This window comes from Pseudodesulfovibrio senegalensis (assembly GCF_008830225.1).
Taxonomy (GTDB): Bacteria; Desulfobacterota; Desulfovibrionia; order Desulfovibrionales; family Desulfovibrionaceae; genus Pseudodesulfovibrio; species Pseudodesulfovibrio senegalensis.
In genome coordinates, this window is record NZ_WAIE01000008.1 from 1 (window position 1) to 16,733 (window position 16,733).

The 16,733-nt window shown below is 61.3% G+C and carries 12 protein-coding genes and 1 tRNA gene; 11 read left to right on the forward strand and 2 right to left on the reverse strand.

The window, feature by feature from the left end; translation table 11 throughout:
* Positions 1-226: 226 nt before the first annotated feature.
* A complete protein-coding gene (locus tag F8A88_RS14210; RefSeq protein ID WP_151151843.1) occupies positions 227-1,486 on the reverse strand; it encodes a glycosyltransferase family 4 protein in 1,260 nt (419 codons plus the stop codon).
* Positions 1,483-2,649 carry a glycosyltransferase family protein gene (locus F8A88_RS14215; RefSeq protein WP_151151844.1) on the reverse strand — a complete coding sequence of 389 codons (1,167 nt, stop codon included), beginning with the start codon at positions 2,647-2,649 and terminating at the stop codon, positions 1,483-1,485. The genes F8A88_RS14210 and F8A88_RS14215 overlap by 4 nt, the downstream gene beginning before the upstream one ends.
* 195 nt (positions 2,650-2,844) lie before the next feature.
* Between F8A88_RS14215 and F8A88_RS14220 the strand changes: the two genes are divergently transcribed.
* From F8A88_RS14220 to F8A88_RS14270, 11 genes are all read left to right on the forward strand, one after another.
* Positions 2,845-3,627, forward strand: a complete 783-nt coding sequence (locus tag F8A88_RS14220) for a polysaccharide deacetylase family protein (protein WP_151151845.1) — start codon at positions 2,845-2,847, stop codon at positions 3,625-3,627.
* Complete coding sequence (locus tag F8A88_RS14225) at positions 3,624-4,478, forward strand: GNAT family N-acetyltransferase (protein WP_151151846.1); 855 nt, start codon at positions 3,624-3,626, stop codon at positions 4,476-4,478. Before F8A88_RS14220 ends, F8A88_RS14225 begins: the two co-directional genes overlap by 4 nt.
* Positions 4,479-4,486: 8 nt before the next feature.
* The gene (locus F8A88_RS14230) at positions 4,487-4,705 is read left to right on the forward strand and encodes a hypothetical protein (RefSeq protein ID WP_151151847.1); all 219 of its coding nucleotides are present in this window, start codon (positions 4,487-4,489) and stop codon (positions 4,703-4,705) included.
* 77 nt (positions 4,706-4,782) lie between these two features.
* Positions 4,783-4,858, forward strand: a tRNA-Phe gene (locus tag F8A88_RS14235).
* Positions 4,859-5,486: 628 nt separating this feature from the next.
* Complete coding sequence (locus F8A88_RS14240) at positions 5,487-7,070, forward strand: right-handed parallel beta-helix repeat-containing protein (RefSeq protein ID WP_161598433.1); 1,584 nt, start codon at positions 5,487-5,489, stop codon at positions 7,068-7,070.
* An 80-nt stretch (positions 7,071-7,150) separates the two neighbouring features.
* Positions 7,151-8,704 (forward strand): hypothetical protein, encoded by a 1,554-nt coding sequence (locus F8A88_RS14245; RefSeq protein ID WP_161598434.1) that lies wholly within the window; start codon positions 7,151-7,153, stop codon positions 8,702-8,704.
* A 222-nt stretch (positions 8,705-8,926) separates the two neighbouring features.
* Entirely contained in the window at positions 8,927-13,000 is a 4,074-nt protein-coding gene (locus tag F8A88_RS14250; RefSeq protein WP_161598435.1) for an RCC1 domain-containing protein, read from the forward strand.
* A 266-nt stretch (positions 13,001-13,266) separates the two neighbouring features.
* Positions 13,267-14,055 (forward strand): amino acid ABC transporter substrate-binding protein, encoded by a 789-nt coding sequence (locus F8A88_RS14255; RefSeq protein ID WP_151151851.1) that lies wholly within the window; start codon positions 13,267-13,269, stop codon positions 14,053-14,055.
* Position 14,056: 1 nt separating this feature from the next.
* Positions 14,057-15,076 carry an ABC transporter permease subunit gene (locus F8A88_RS14260; RefSeq protein ID WP_151151852.1) on the forward strand — a complete coding sequence of 340 codons (1,020 nt, stop codon included), beginning with the start codon at positions 14,057-14,059 and terminating at the stop codon, positions 15,074-15,076.
* Positions 15,076-15,840 carry an amino acid ABC transporter ATP-binding protein gene (locus tag F8A88_RS14265; protein ID WP_151151853.1) on the forward strand — a complete coding sequence of 255 codons (765 nt, stop codon included), beginning with the start codon at positions 15,076-15,078 and terminating at the stop codon, positions 15,838-15,840. The genes F8A88_RS14260 and F8A88_RS14265 overlap by 1 nt, the downstream gene beginning before the upstream one ends.
* Before the next feature lie 106 nt (positions 15,841-15,946).
* Complete coding sequence (locus F8A88_RS14270; RefSeq protein ID WP_151151854.1) at positions 15,947-16,729, forward strand: LytR/AlgR family response regulator transcription factor; 783 nt, start codon at positions 15,947-15,949, stop codon at positions 16,727-16,729.
* Positions 16,730-16,733: the final 4 nt, after the last annotated feature.

Here is a 16,733-nt window from a genome sequence, read left to right on the forward strand (position 1 = left end):
TGCGACGGCCCGCAGGCGATTGTTGCGGGGTGCGGCGAGGGCTTTCAGGGGCGACGGGAATAAAGGATTTTTTGCCTCCTTTTTTATCCTTAAAAAAGGAGGTCGCCCGAGGGGGCGAGACCCCTCGAACAAATAAGGTGGGAAGTTGTACGATTGCGCGTCAGCGCAACGTACTCATGAAAAATCTACGACATCAATTCCCCGACCGCGCGTCAGCGCAAACACCCTACTCCCCGCAGGGCACGCCGTGGCTCTTGTAGATTTCACCAAGGTCGCGAATGAGTTCCTTGTTGTTGAACACGGCCTCCACCTTGGCGCGGGCCGCCGGAATGACACGGGCGCGCAGGTCCGCGTCCGTGAGCAGCCGCTCAATGGCCGCCTCCATGTCGTCCACGGATTCGGATTCGCACAAAAGTCCGGTCTGTTCGTGTTCCACCAATTCGGGAACCCCGGAAATGTTGGTTGCCGCAACCGGCACGCCCATGGCCATGGACTCGGCCACCACGTTGGGTATGCCGTCCCGGTCGCCGTCCGCAGCCTGTCTGCAGCCCAACACGAAAATATCCGCGGTGCGGAAACGCTCGATGACCGCATCGTGGGTCACGGTTCCGGGCATGTCCACCACATCCTGCAAGCCCAGATCACGCACCTGCGCCTTGATTTCGTCCCGCAATGCGCCGTCGCCCAGCAGGGTGTAACGAAAATCCACGCCCTTTTCCCGCAGCCGGGCAAGGGCGCGCAGAATGATGTCCAGCCCTTTCTTGGGCACGAACCGGGCCACGGTCATGATGGAATACGGAGCCGAAGCCTTGGCGGGCCTGCCGTTGCAGGAAAACAGGTCGAGGTTGATGCCGTGATACACGCAGTGCACGGGCTTGGCCGAACGCACCACCTCTTCCAGATGCCGCTTGTTGTACTGGGTGCAGGTGACCAGAAAACTGGCCGCGTCGATCTTGTCCATGATGCGCTCCGGGGCCTGCGTGTAGATGTCCTTGGCATGAGCCGTGAAGCTGAAGGGCACGCCCTCGAAATGCGCGGCATACAGGCCCACGGTGGCAGGCGTGTGCGCAAAGTGCGCGTGGATGTGGCCGAGGTTTAACCCCTTGGCCTTGCGCACCAGAAAGGCGGCCTGCATGAAATGCTTGAGCCACGTATACTTCTTTGGCGCGAGCGCAAAGCGTTTGCCGAGCATGCGCAGGCCGGAAAAGAACCGGCCCGGACGTTCCAGCATGAGCATGAAAGTGTGCCACAGCAGCGCGGGCAGCCCCTTGGTCATGGTCTCGGGCAGGTAGGTGACCCCGGCCTTGATCTCCTTGACCGAATCATGGCTGAAACTTTCGCGCGGGCAGCGCATGGAAAAAATGTGAATGCGGAAACCCATGGTTTCAAGCAGGCGCAGTTCATTGGAAATGAATGTTTCGGAAATGCGGGGAAATCCCTTGAGCACCATGCCAAGGGTTTTCTGCTGGGTATCGGAAGGGTTCATTCCTTTTCCTTTCTGAATTCGGCGAGACGGTTGCGCATGAAGTCCAGTCCCGTCATGGAGAACCGGTTCATGGCCTGCTGGTAGGGATGGGGATCATCAAGCATGGCGTCCACCTTGGCCCGCATGGTCTGCGGGGAAAGGTCGTCCCACTTGATGTAGTCCACGAGTCCGCGTTCGCCAAAAACGCGGGCGCGGATGAGTTGCTCCTCGCGCGGGTTGTCGCGCGGGATGATGAGCGAAACCTTTTTCTGCGAGAGAATCTCGCACAAGGTGTTGTAGCCGCCCATGCTGATGACCAGATCGGCCTGGGCGATCTTCTTTTCCAGATTCTTGACGAATGCGGTGAAACGCACGCCAAGGGCGCGGGCGCGCCGGGCAAGGTCGTCGAGCATGTGGTCCGGCAGAAACGGCCCGGTGATCATCAGTGTCCTGAAATCCACGGACCCGTTGTTTTCCAGCATGGTCAGGTAATTGTCCAACACGGGATACCCGTCGCCGCCGCCGCCGATGGTGACCACCACGAGCTTTTCCTTCTTCTTCGGAACGCGGACTTCGGGCCTCTTGCGCGGAATGTATCCGGTGAAATGCGTTTTTTCGGCAATGTCCTCGGGAATGGAATACTCGGTGACCGGGTCATACAGGTCCTGATCGCCGTAGACCCATATTTCCGTGTACAGGTCGCGCAACACCTTGGTGAACTGTTTGCGGTTCCATTCGCAGCGGGTGTTTTTGGCGTTGTCCAGAATATCGCGCAGACCGAGCACCACGCGGGTGCAGGGACAATGCTTGCGAATCCAGCGCAGGGTGGGCTTGATCTCGCCCTTGAGGCCGGTGGGGACCTTGTCCACGATGAACAGGTCCGGCTTGAACGTGCGGGTGGTGGCCGTGATGATGTTGCGCCGAATGGCCACGGCCTGCTCCGGAGCCACCTTGATGGAATGGGGGACATACACGGTGTTGGACTGTTTGATCATGCCCGGTACGCGCACGAAGTCCACCCCCTGCGGCAGGGTGTAGCGTCCGGCAATGGGCGAACCCGTGAGGATAAGGATGTTCACGTCCGGCTGGACCAACGTGCGCGCAATGGCCATGGTCCTGCGGATGTGTCCCAGACCATAGGTGTCATGGGAGTACATCAATATATTGTATGTATCGTTGGTCATTCGGAATTGCCCGTTTTGTGCTGCCCCCGCAGGCCCAAGAGCGGATCATAGCCCTTTGGCGTGCTCATGTCCATCACAGCCCCTCCCCTGCGACACGTACGCACCGTGTCATCCGGGGCATACGTATGCAAAAATAAATTTCAGGCCTGTTTCGGGCCGTGGCATTTGCGTGCGAGTTCTGCTATCAGAGCTTGCATGACCCTTGACGCACTGGCGGCCATCGCGAACGAACTGGACGCTTGGCGTGCGAACGAACGCACGGCCACGCTCTGGTGGCGGGACGACGATGCCCACGCCGCCGGCCCGGAACTGGACCGGCTGTTGGCGCTCTGCCGGGCACACAATACCCCGTGCAGCCTTGCCGCCATTCCGGCCCGTGTGGAGGATTCCATGGTCGCTTTGCTGCACGGCACGCCGCAGGCGTGGGTGTTGCAGCATGGCTATGCACATGTGAACCATGCGCCGCGCGGCAAGGGACTCGGTGCGTGGGAACTGGGCCTGCACCGCCCGCTGCAAACGGTCCTCGACGACCTGGAACGCGGCAGAACAATCCTGAAGGATCGATTCAAGGGTCGGTTCGTTCCCGCAGTGGTGCCACCCTGGAATCGCATTGATCCCGTCCTGCTCAGGCATTTCCCGGCTCTGGGCCTGACGGGAATGTCCGCGGAAGATCGCGGGCCATTATCGGCAAACCGCGTGCGCATAGTGCCGGCGCATGCAGACCTGCTCCGCTGGAAAGGCAAGGCCGCACACTTTGCCGGAGCGCAGCGGGTGACCGACCAGATTCTCGACCATTTGCGCTCCCGGCGCATGAAAACGGTCGACCCGGACACACCCACCGGCGTTCTGACCCATCACCTTGAGATGGACGAAGCCGCCTGGGAATTCATGAACGCCCTTCTGGAGGCGACAAACGCGCACACGGCGTGCCGCTGGCTGGCGGCACCGGACATTTTCGAACAAGGAAATCTCGAATGAACCCAACCATTCGACCTGTCCGCACACAGGATATCCCGGCCATCTGCACACTGCTCCACGAGCACATGAACAGCAGGTTCGAGCCGGAACGATGGAAACGACTTTTCGAACCGGGCTGGACCGATTCGCCCGAAGACATGGGCCTTGTGGTGGAGGATGCCGGACGCATCGTCGGCTTTCACGGCCATGTATGCTCGCACCGCGTGGTGGCGGGCCGCCGCGAGCGGTTCGTGAACTTCTCCTCCTGGTATCTCTGCAAGGAGTACCGGGGCCAAGGGCTGGGCAGCGCCATGGTGCGCCGGGCCATTCAGGCCCCGGACACCACCTACACGGTCTTTTCCCTGTCGCCGAAACGCGTGGAAATGTTCCGCACCTTCGGCATGGAACCGCTGGAAGAGGAACGCCTGCTGTGGCGCAAGCGCGGCGGGCACGACGTGGAGCTGATCACGGACGCGGATACCATCCAGTACCGGGTCTGGCCCGAGGAGCAGCGCATCCTGCTGGACAACCTGCCCTACGGCATCAAGGCCTGCCTCGCCAGCGTCATGTGCGAGGAGTGCCTCGTGCTCTACCGCGAATCCGTGAAAAAGAACGGGCGCACCTATCTGGACGTGCTCTATCGCAACAACCCGCGACTGTTCACCGAGCTGGCCCAGGAGCTGGCCAACGCCCTGCTGCCGGACGGCGACGCCGTGCTGGCCGCAGACAAACGCTTTGTCCTCGGCCCGGGGCTGGACGCGCAAGTGGAGCGCATCGCCTCGCCCCGGTTCTACCTCTCGGAAAACGTGGCGCGAGAAAACGTGGACCTGCTCTATTCCGAACTGCAACTGCTCGACCTGAAGCTCGACTAGGAGACCGCATGCAGCCGTTCATGATCATCAACATCCTGATCCTGTGCGTGGTCTTCGTGATCCTGACGCTGGAATCCGTGACCGGCGGAACCGGGGTCTGGCGCACGGTTTCCCTGTGCCTGACAGCGCTCGCCGTGCTGCTCTGGATTGCGGGGCGTATCGTCCGCCACAAGGACCGCCGCCGGGAGCGAAACGAAACGCGCAACCGCCCGGACCCGAAAAACTGAACATTTTTTTGCAAAGCGTGGAAAAAAAACTTGCCAAGCATGCGTGCATTCGGTAGACATTCTCTCCGCGACACGGAGCCGAGGTAGCTCAGTTGGTAGAGCAGCGGACTGAAAATCCGCGTGTCGGCAGTTCAATTCTGTCCCTCGGCACCACTTGGAAATACAGGCCTTCATCAGCAATGATGAAGGCCTTTTTCGTGATCAGGCCCGGCCCCGCGACATCGGGCATCGCCACCCAATGTCCTCCACTTGTTCCAAAGTACGTTTTCACTTCCGGTTTCGCGTATTGCACCGTCCAGTACAGCCCCTTTTTACCGATCATCATTGATAAACATTTCACAACCTGATACGTGCAGACTAAATATACTGATCTGCTCTATAATTCAGTTTCGGCTCCACACAGAAACTCCTCATGACACAGGCAGATTATCGGCAATCCCGGTTTGAAGCGGCTTTCCTGCACAACTAAGCCGCCCCGGGCCGAAAAGGATGCCACCGGTTCGACCGGTAGGCGCGCAAGGGAACAGGGTGTTGATAGTACTGTCGGGCTGCAAAACCGACACGGGCACCCCGGGTGCAGACTGGCCCACGATTCTGACGTTCCAATGCTGATCGAAAGAAGCGGGATCCGAACCCCGGCCTGCGACTTTCAGCATTGTCATGCCCGAAGGGCATTCGTCACCAGGGCGCAGCAACCACGTCACCTTCATGCGCAGCCATGCCGAAGCCATTGCCGGAGGATCATCCATCGACGAATGATACTTGTTTACGGAGGATCTCCATGATGTCCAAAAGCGTTCTGCACACAGCCGCATTGCTTTTGCTTTGCTTTTGCCTTTCCTCTCCCGTGGTTCCGGCACATGCCGCCGACTGCACGGTCATCAACGCACAGGGCCCGGATGTACCGGGCAGCCTCAGACGATGCCTCAGCCAGGTGACGGACGGAGACACCATCACCTTCAACCTGCCGCCGAGCGCAACCGAAATAGCCATCACCGAAGAGCTCGTGGCCGCCACGCCGAACCTGACCATCACCGGCCCGGGCGCAGAGCAACTGACCATCCGCGCCGATGGCTGCCGGATCTTTTCGGTCACTCAATCCGCAACGATAACCGGGCTCACCATCACCGGGGCAGGGTCCGTCAGTTACGGAGGCGGCATTTATGCCTCAGCCCCACTGACGGTGGAGGACTGCACCATCTCCGACAATGTCAGCGGGGCCGGCGGCGGCATCGCCAGCTCGGCAACGCTCTTGACCGTGCGCAACTGCACCATCTCCAACAACCGAGCCAACGCCAACGGCGGGGCCATCCTTTGTGAAATGCCTGGAGGCAACGTTACGGTGGACAGCTGCACCATCCATCAGAATTCGGCACATTACGGCGGCGGCATCTTCGTTTCTTCCGACAACTGCAACCTTTCCGTGGAAAACACCACCATTCTGGACAACACCGCCTCACTGAGCGGAGGCGGCATTTTCTTTCTCAGTCCCATGACACTGAGCATCACAACATCCACAATCCACAACAACACGGCCGAAGACGGCGACGGAGGAGGACTCCACACGTCAGCCATCTGCTCCGTGGGCATCGACCGGTCCACGTTCAGCAACAACGATTCGGGAGGCGAAACCTACACGGGCGGCGGGGCTCATCTGGGTGGCACCGGGCACATCACCAACAGCCTGTTCATGAACAACAGCTCGGTAGGCAGCGGGGGCGCCATCTCCTTCAAAGAACAATATAACGACTATACCCTGATCAACTGCACTGTGCACGGCAACAGTTCCGATGGAGACGGAGGCGGCATTTATTGCAGCGAACAGCTCTCCGGGGATTGCACCTTCCATCTCAACTACTGCACCATAACCGGCAACACGGCCGACGCCGACAACAACGGAATCGGGCAGGGCGGCGGTCTGGTCAAGGACGGCACCACCACCGTGCTGGTCAAAAGCTGCGCCGTGGCGGAAAACCTCGTGGGCACCAGTACCCCCGCGAATGAGGACTGCGCGGAACTTTCCGGCACATTCAGCAGCCACGGCTACAACCTTATCGGCGCGGGCGACGGCCTGAGCGGCTTTGTGGATGGAACAGGCAACGATCAGGTGGGCACAGCCGCCTCGCCCCTGCCCACCGGGCTTGAAGCATTGAGCTTCAACGGCGGCGTGACCCGCACCAGAGCCTTTACGGGCTCCAGCCTGCTGCGCAACGCGGGCGGCCCTGCGGAAACCGATCAAGGAGTGACGGTGCTTACGGACCAGCGCGGAAGCCCTCGCCAACAAGGTTGGGCTTCGGACATCGGGGCCTACGAGGCACCGGCCCAAGCCAACACCGCAATCCTGTTCCTGTTGCTGGACGACTGATCTAAACATGAAGATCAGCATGTGCATACAGGGCCGCTCCCCGGCCCGGACGTGACACAAAAAACACTGGAGATATGACGATGCAAGGCAAACGTTTTTTCCTGCTGCTTGTCCTGCTCTGTGTGATTGGCAGTGTATTCCCTGCCCTCGCCTGGGCTGATCCGTTTTCCCATGAACAGGAAATACCGTCGCCCAATACAGGCGGTGCCTATTTCGGAGCGGCGGTCAGCCTTTCAGAAAATTACGCGTTCATAGGCCTGCCCGGGGAAGCCGTCGGAAGCCTGGCCGCCGCAGGCGCGGTCTATGTTTACCTGCGCTCCGGTTCCTCATGGAGCCAGGTGGCCCGGCTGGTCGCGGACGAACCCAAGGAAGGCGCGCGATTCGGCTTGTCTGTGGCCGTGCATGGGGACTATGCTGTGGTGGGCGCCCCCAACGAAACATACATACGCTCAGGATTCGGCGAAGACATCACCCTGACCAATGCAGGGGCCGCCTATGTCTTCAAGCTGACCGACGGCACCTGGACGCAGGCACAGCGACTCACCGGCTACGGATCACACATCAATTCCTATTTCGGTTGCTCCGTGGCGGCTGACGACGGCCGCGTGGTTGTCGGCTCCTACGGCGAGGACTCCAAAACAGGGGCCGCCTATGTCTATTACGAGGATGGCGGCAGCTGGCTCTCGCTCGGGAACGCGTTGACAGCAAGCACGGGCGAATCCGACGACCATTTCGGAAAATCGGTAGGCATCGACGACGATTACGTCATCGTGGGTGCGCCGAGGTACGAGGAGGGAACCGGCGCATGCAACGCAGGCGCCGCATACATTTATCATTGGAACGGCAGTTCATGGGACGAATCCACTCTGGCAACCGGGGAATGCGGTGATTCGTTGGGATCGGGCGTGGCCATCGACGACGAATACGCGGTTGTGGGGGCGCCGGGTGATGATGCGGAGAAGGGAGCGGCATTCGTCTACCTGCGCTCCGGCTCTTCGTGGTCGCAACTGCAGAAACTGAGCGCCAACGGCGGGAGCGCAGGAGACTGGTTCGGAACGAGCACAAGCCTGAACGGGGCAATGGTTCTGGTGGGAGCCATAGCCGAAGCATCTGACACCGGCGCGGCCTACGCCTTTGACCGCACCGACTCCTGGAGCCAGGAAAAAATGACCCCATCGGACGGCGCCTCAGGCGACAACTTCGCGCAAAGCGTCAGCATCTGGGGCAATTATGCCCTTGTCGGTGCCCCGTATGCAGACAGCGCGCAAGGCGCAGCCTACATATACACGCCAATTCCCTTTGCCAGCACCGGGGCCGCTACCGGAATCCAGGCAACCCAAGCCACCCTGAACGCCGAGGCTAACGCCAACGGGGATACGGGTGAAATCGTTTTCCAATACGGCACCACCACGAGTTACGGCAACGAGGTCACGGCCGACCAGAGTCCGATATCCGGCGGCTTGGACCATGCCATGAGCGCCACCGTCACCGGCCTTGTTCCCGACACCGAATACCACTTCCGCGTGCGGGTGAGCACCCCGACCTTCGGGACCACCTATGGGGAAGACAAAATATTCACCACCGGATCCTCCAGCGTCGGCCTGCCGCACATACCGCTGCTGCTCCTGAACTGACACAAAAGGCCCTCGTGCCGCACGGCAAGAGGGCCTTTTTACACCCGCCCGCCCGATTCTAACGCCTTTGACCGCTTCTTCAAGATATGCTCTATGGATTCCGATTGGGGATTGTCTTGTTGGTGGGCACTTTTCTCATACAGAAAAACCGACATTTTCGGTCGCGCAATCCGGTTGCGCGCCATTCGCACACTCGCCGCGCTGCGGCCCGAAAGGATTGTCATGTTGAAAAACACCGTGGGCTCCGTCTTGTGCTGCGCCGTCATCTCGGCGTCATTTTTCTTCTTCCTCCCTTTTTCCGCACATGCCCAAAGCGTCGCCGGAACGGTTCAGACCGCAGCCGGACTGGAGCACAGCGTGCTGCTCAAGGCGGACGGCACCATCTGGACATGGGGTGAAAACAATCAGGGACAGCTCGGGGACGGCACCTCGGAAAGACGGTCCATGCCCGAGCAGATCGGGTCGGACAGCGACTGGGTGTCGGTCTCGGCCGGGAGCGAAGCCTCCTATGCCATCAAGGCGGACGGCACGCTCTGGGCATGGGGCGACATGCCCTACTGGGGCAAATTCGAAGAACCGCTCCAGATCGGCACGGACACGGACTGGAGCTCTGTTTCGGGCGGATTCACGCACATGGTCGCCTGCAAGCGGGACGGCACGCTCTGGACATGGGGCATGCCGGGCCAGCCCCTGCACAGCACCCCGGAACAGGTGGGCAGCGATACGGACTGGAAACTGGCCGTGGCCGGAGATGACAGCAACATCGCCATGAAAACCGACGGCTCGCTCCACGGCTGGGGCAAGAACACTTCCGGCGAAACCGGAGTTGGATCCTCAGACGACACCATTGCCGCCCCCACGCCCATCGGCACGGACACGGACTGGCAGACCGTGAGCGCGGGCAACGCGTTCGTGCTGGCCGTGAAAACCGACGGTACGCTCTGGGCATGGGGCGACAACGGCATGAGCCAGTTCGGCGACGGCACCACCACGCCCCGCAACAGCCCGGCGCAGGTCGGCTCGGCAGCGGACTGGCAACAGGTGAACTGCCATCTCGCCAATCAGGGCATTGCCGTAAAAACGGACGGAACCCTGTGGATATGGGGCACTGCATGGCGGTACGTGACCGGCACAGGCACCGAAGACCAATACCGGGTTCCGCAGGCTCTGGGAGCGGCCTCGAACTGGGCCTTGGCCGCCTCCGGCAAAAGCCACGCCATGCTCCTGCAACAGGACGGCTCGCTCTGGGGGTTCGGGGCCAACGCCAAGGGGCAATTGGGCAACGGCAACACCACGCCCGCCACCAGCCCCGAACACATTTCCCTTATACAGACATGGACCGCCATAGACTGCGCCAACAACTCGGCCATGGGCATCCGCCCGGACGGCACGCTTTGGGGCTGGGGCAACAACAGCTACGGCCAGCTCGGCGACGGCACATACTCCTCCAGCCGCTCCCCGGTGCAGGCCGGAACGGATGCCGACTGGACGCAGGTGGCCATAAGCTACGACGCCGGTTACGGAATCAAGTCCGACGGCACGCTCTGGAGCTGGGGCGACAACGACTACGGCCAGCTCGGAGACGGAACCACCACAAGGCATAATTCCCCGGCGCAAGTGGGAACGGCCGCAAACTGGCAATCCGTTGACGCGGGCCTGTGGGCGGCAGCGGGAATCAGAACGGACGGGACCCTCTGGACATGGGGGATGGGCGCCAACGGCAGGCTCGGACACGGCGACACGGCCGTACAACGCACGCCGACACAGGTGGGCACGGACACGGACTGGAAGACCTGCCAAGTGGGCCAGGGGTTCATGGTGGCCGTGAAAACCGACGGCACACTCTGGACATGGGGCGACAACGGCGTGGGACAGCTGGGGCTGGGCAACACCACGATGCAGTATGCCCCGATGCAGGTGGGTTCGGACACCAACTGGGACTCCTGCGCGGCGGGCAACCAGTTTGGCATGGCCCGCAAGACCGACGGCACGCTCTGGAGTTGGGGCAACAATAATTCCGGCCAACTGGGCAACGGAACGTGGAGCAACCAACTCGCCCCGGTGCAGGCGGGCTCCGATTCTGATTGGGCGTCCTGCACAGCGGGCGCCACGCACAGCCTCGGCCTCAAGGCCGACGGGACGCTCTGGAGCTGGGGCAACAACGAAAACGGTCAACTGGGCGACGGAACCACCCGCAACAAGAATGAACCCGTTCAGGTCGGCTCGGACACGGACTGGGCATGGGTGTCGGCGGGCACGAACTTCACCGTTGCCGGAAAAAACAACGGCAACACATGGGCGTGGGGTTCCAATGGCTCGGGCCAACTGCTGACCGAAATCAATCATTTGCAGCCGCGTGCGGCCGTGCTCTCGGACGTGGCCGTTGTCTCGTTCTCCCCGCACACCAGCCTCCCGCACACGCTGGCCATCGTGCTGGACGGCTCGCTCTGGACATGGGGCCGCAATTCCCTTTACCAGCTGGGCCTGAACGATACCGTCATGCGTGTTTCACCCACGCGCGTGGGCAGCGACTCCGATTGGCAAGCCTGCTCGGCCGGGCAGAATCACAGCCTGGCCCGCAAGGGCAACGGCACGCTCTGGAGCTGGGGCCTGAACATCAACGGGCAGCTCGGCAACGGCTCCCAGCAGACCAACCAGGTTCCGACACAAATCGGATCGGACACCAACTGGGCCGATTTTTCCGCCGGATACATGCACTCGCTGGCCATCAAGACCAACGGCACGCTGTGGGCATGGGGACAGAATTCCAACGGCCAACTGGGCGTGGGCGGTTCCACCACGCAATATTCGCCCACGCAGGTGGGTTCGGACACCAACTGGCAAACCTGTTCGGCCGCCAGCAGCCACTCACTGGGCATCCGGACGGACGGAACCCTGTGGGCATGGGGACAAAATTCCAACGGCCAGCTCGGCACCGGTGACACCACGCCCCACGACCAGCCCGTGCAGGTCGGCACGGACACGGACTGGGCCACCTGCGCCACGGGCTATGCGTTCAGTCTGGCCCTCAAGACCGACGGCACGCTCTGGGCATGGGGCGACAACTATTACGGCCAACTTGGTCTCGGCCACAACAACGACGCAACATCGCCCACACAGGTGGGCACGGCAACGGACTGGACCTCCATATCCGCCGGTTCATACCATGTGTTCGGACGGCGCGGCACCGCCATGTGGGCATGGGGAATCAACACCGGCTGGCAGCTGGGCGACAACACCCAATCCAACAAAAACGCCCCGGTGCAGGTGGGGCTGGACCATGAATGGATCGACGCCAAGGCGGGCGGCGCCGGAGGCATGGCCCGCACAACGGACAACACGCTCATGGCATGGGGCCTGACCATGAACGCCTCCATGGGCATCGGCGGACCGATCCCCGGCACACCCACGCGCATGGCGACATACCATTTCATGCACGCGGCCCCGGCTCACGGCGGACAAATCACGCCCGCCGACCTGAGCGGTGTGCTGGAAAACTACAACCTGCTGATGAATGTAAGCCCGGACTTCGGCTATCTTGCGGAAAACTTCGTAGTCAACGGTGTTTCCGAACCGGCCAACGGCCGCTGCGGCTATCTCTTTGCCGGCTATTCGCAGGACAACACCTTCACGGCCACCTTTACCCCGGACATGGGCACGGACACGGACGGCGACGGCATGCCCGACGGCTGGGAAGTGACCTACGGGCTGGACGGCCATGTGAACGACGCGGCGCTGGACAAGGACGCGGACGGTCTGACCAACCTTGAAGAATTCCAGCACATAACCAACCCGGCCAACCCGGATACCGAGTCCGACGGCATGCCCGACAAGTGGGAACTGGACAACACCCTCAACCCGCTGGTGGACGATTCTGCCGAAGACCCGGACAACGACTCCCTGAGCAATGTGGCCGAATATGCGGCCGGAACCGACCCGCACCGTTCGGATTCGGATAACGACGGCATGGAGGACGGGTGGGAAGTGGCCCATTCCCTGAATCCGCTGGCCAACGATGCTGCAGCCGACCCGGACAACGACGGGCTGACCAACCTTGAAGAATACAACGCCGACACCGACCCCAATGACGAGGACTCGGACTCCGACGGCATGAACGACGGCTGGGAGGTGGCCCACTCCCTGAATCCGCTGCTCGACGACGCCGACGAAGACGCGGACTCGGACGGCTACACCAACAAGCAGGAATACGATGCGGACACCGACCCGCAGGACCCGAGCTCGCACCCCGAATCCGGCTCGCCCTGCCTTGTCCCGGTTCGCATGCTCCTGCTCTGATCAGAACACATGACGGGTCCGCGCCGAATCGAGCGCGGACCCGCATCCGAAATACGAAAAACTATCAGGCCACATCACCCCAAACGCACAAAATTTCCTTGAAAATCAACGCGAAACAAAAACACATATACATTTGCTGCCGCAGCTTTACCGCTTAAGCATCTGTATTATTTATCAAAAGAATCCGTTGCCATTCCGTAACGATTCACGTATTTCCCATTTGTCTTGATACTTTACAATTTTGCATCATTCACAAGGGGATTCTCATGAAACGCATTATTTCTCTGGCAATGGTTCTCTGTCTCTGCCTCTGCGCCGCCAGCGCCATGGCCGCGGACGGTTCCCTCGAGCGCGTGAAAAAGGCCGGCAAGCTGGTCATCGGGCTGGACGACGCATTCCCGCCCATGGGCTATCGCGACGACAACAACAAGATCGTCGGTTTTGACGTGGACGCAGCCGAAGAAGTGGGCAAGCGCATGGGCGTGGAAATCGTCTGGCAGCCCACGGCATGGGACGGCGTCATCCTTTCCCTGAACGCCAAGAAGTTCGACTGCATCTGGAACGGCATGACCATCACCGAAGAGCGCGCCAAGAAAGTGGCCTTTTCCAAGCCCTATATCATGGACGGCCAGATCGCGACCGTGCGCATGGATCAGAAGGAAACCTCCTTTGACCAGCTCGGCGGCAAGAAGGTTGGCGTGCAAAAGGGTTCCCCGGCTCTGGAAGCCGCCAAGGAACTGCCCAACGCCGCCGGTGAAATCCGCGAATACGACACCAACCCCAAGGCTTTCCTGGACCTCGAAGCGGGCCGTCTCGACTCGGTTGTTGTGGACAACGTGACCGGCCGTTTCTACATGGCCAAGCGTCCCGGCAAGTTCCGCGCCCTGCCCGGCTACATCACCAAGGAAGCCTTCGGCATCGCCTTCCGCATGGATGATGCAGCCCTGCGCGCCGCCGTGCAGAAGCACATCGACGACATGATCGCCGACGGCACCATGGGCAAGATCTCCCGCAAATGGTTCGGCGAAGACGTGACCGACCCGAGCAAGTGGTAGCATGGCCTTGAAGAACAACGCATTCATACGGAGCGCCGCCCTGGCGGCGCTCCTGTTTCTTTTCCTGTGTTCCGCCGCCCTTGCCTCGGGTGCGGACGACCTCATGCGCAAGGCTGGCGATGCTGTCGCCAAGGGCGATCTGGATACGGCCGTGCAGCTGTACATGCAGGTTCCGGCCCCGGACGACGACGGCGACGACGGCCAGTTCGTGAACGCGCGCATGCAGGCCGCGCGCATGCATTTCGCCCTCAAAAGGTACGACAAGGCCCTTGAGGCCGTGGATTCCCTGCTGGCCGTCTACCCGGACAACATCGAGGCCAAAAGCTACCGCGAGGCCGTGAACGACGCCATGATGCCGCAATGGAAGCGGCTGATGCGCGACACCGTGCATTTCGTGCCCGCCCTGCTCAAGGGCAGCCTCATGACCCTGCTGCTGGTCTTCTTCACCATGATTGTCTCGCCGGTGGGCGGTCTGTTCATCGCGCTGGGACGCATCAGCGGCATTCCGCCGGTCAGCCGCCTGTGCTGGTTCATCATCTGGATTTTCCGTGGCACGCCGCTGCTGCTGCAACTTTTCTTCATCTATTACGGGCTGCCCGCCATCGGCATCACCCTCAAGCCCATTCCCTCGGCCCTGCTGGGGCTGGGCCTGAACTATTCCGCCTATCTGGCGGAAATCATCCGCAGCGGCATCCAGTCCATCGACAAGGGCCAGATGGAGGCGGCCGAGGCCATGGGCATGAGCTACCGCCAGGCCATGCGCCGGGTCATCATTCCGCAGACGTACCGCGTGATCCTGCCGCCCGTGACCAACGAATTCATCGCCCTGATCAAGGACACCGCGCTCGTGTCCACCATCGCCATGGTGGAGCTCATGCGCACGGCCGACCAGCTTTTCAACGCCTCGTTCAACGTCACGGTGCTGGCGCTGGCCGCCTGCGTGTACCTGCTGTTCACCACCGTATTCACCTTTGCCTTCGAACGGCTGGAACGCCGGGTCGGGGCCTACGAGGAACGCTGATGCAACCGCTCATCGAACTGGAAAACGTGGTCAAATCCTTTGGCGAGCACCGCGCCGTGGACAACGTGAGCCTGTCCATCCGCAAAGGCGAAAAGGTGGTCATCATCGGACCTTCCGGGTCCGGGAAATCCACCCTGCTGCGCACCATCAACTGCCTCGAACCCATGGATTCGGGAACCATGCGTTTTGCCGGGAAACCCGCGGGCTACGTGCAGCGGGGCAGTGAACTGGTGCCGGACAAACCCAGGAACATCTGCGCACTGCGCACCCGCATCGGCATGGTCTTCCAGCAGTTCAACCTGTTCCCGCACATGAGCGTGGAGCAAAACGTCATGGAGGGCCCGGTCACGGTGCTGGGAGAATCCAAGGCCAACGCGCGCGCCACGGCCATGGACATGCTCGGCAAGGTGGGCATGGCCGAATTCGCGGACCGCTACCCGGCCTCGCTTTCCGGCGGACAGAAGCAACGCGTGGCCATTGCCCGCGCACTGGCCATGAAGCCGGACCTCATGCTCTTTGACGAGCCCACCTCCGCGCTGGACCCGGAACTGGTGGGGGAAGTTTTCGACGCCATCAAGCAACTGGCCGTGGACGGCATGACCATGGTCATCGTGACCCACAACATGGGCTTTGCCCGCGAAGTTGCGGACACGGTTATCTTCATGGAAAACGGCTCGTTCCTGGCCAAGGGCTCGCCCGGGGATTTCTTCCAGCGCCAGTGCGAGGACCCGCGCGTGCAGAGCTTCATCGACAAGATATTCTAGCTCAGCGCCCGGACATCCCGGCTGCGGAGCTCTTGCCAAGCGCGTCATTGTGTCTTAGGTGGTCCCCGTGGTCCGCGCATGACGCGCGGAACGAAAAGGACGCGCCATGCAACCCGACACCATCCGCACCGTGCTCGTGGACGACGAGCTACCCGCACTGGACGAGCTGACCTACCTGCTCTCGGTCCACAAGGACGTGGATATCGTGGGCACGGCCAATTCGGCGGGCAAGGCCGTGGAGGAAATCCGCAGGCTCCGCCCGGACCTTGTTTTTCTGGACATCCAGATGCCGGGGCGCAACGGTTTTCACGTTCTCGAAGATATCTCCACCATGCCGCAACCGCCGCTGGTTGTCTTTGCCACGGCCTTTGATGAGCACGCCATCCGCGCTTTCGAGGAAAACGCGGCCGACTACATCCTCAAGCCCGTTTCCGAAAACCGCCTGTCCATTACCCTGAAGCGCGTGCGCGCCCAGCTGTCCACCCGGCAGGACCCGGACGCGGGCGAAGCCCTGAAAAAAATCCTGAGCGATGCGGGCATCGGATCGGGCATCATCCGCATCAGCGTAGAGCACCAGGGCAGAACCATGCTGCTCAATCCCCGCGAGGTAGCCTTTTTCCGGTACGAAAACCGCCGCGTTTACGCATACACCCGGGAACAGGCCCATGCCTGCGCCTCGGACCTGACACTGGACCATCTGGAAAAACGGCTGTCCCGGCTCTCGTTTTTCCGCACCAACCGCTCGGAACTGGTCAACCTCACGCATGTGCGCGCCTATGCCCCGTGGTTCAACGGCAAGTACGTGCTGACCATGGACGACAACGAAGCAACCGACATTACCGTGACCAAGGCCCGCGTCAAGGCCTTCCGCGCGGCAGTGGAACTCTGATTCA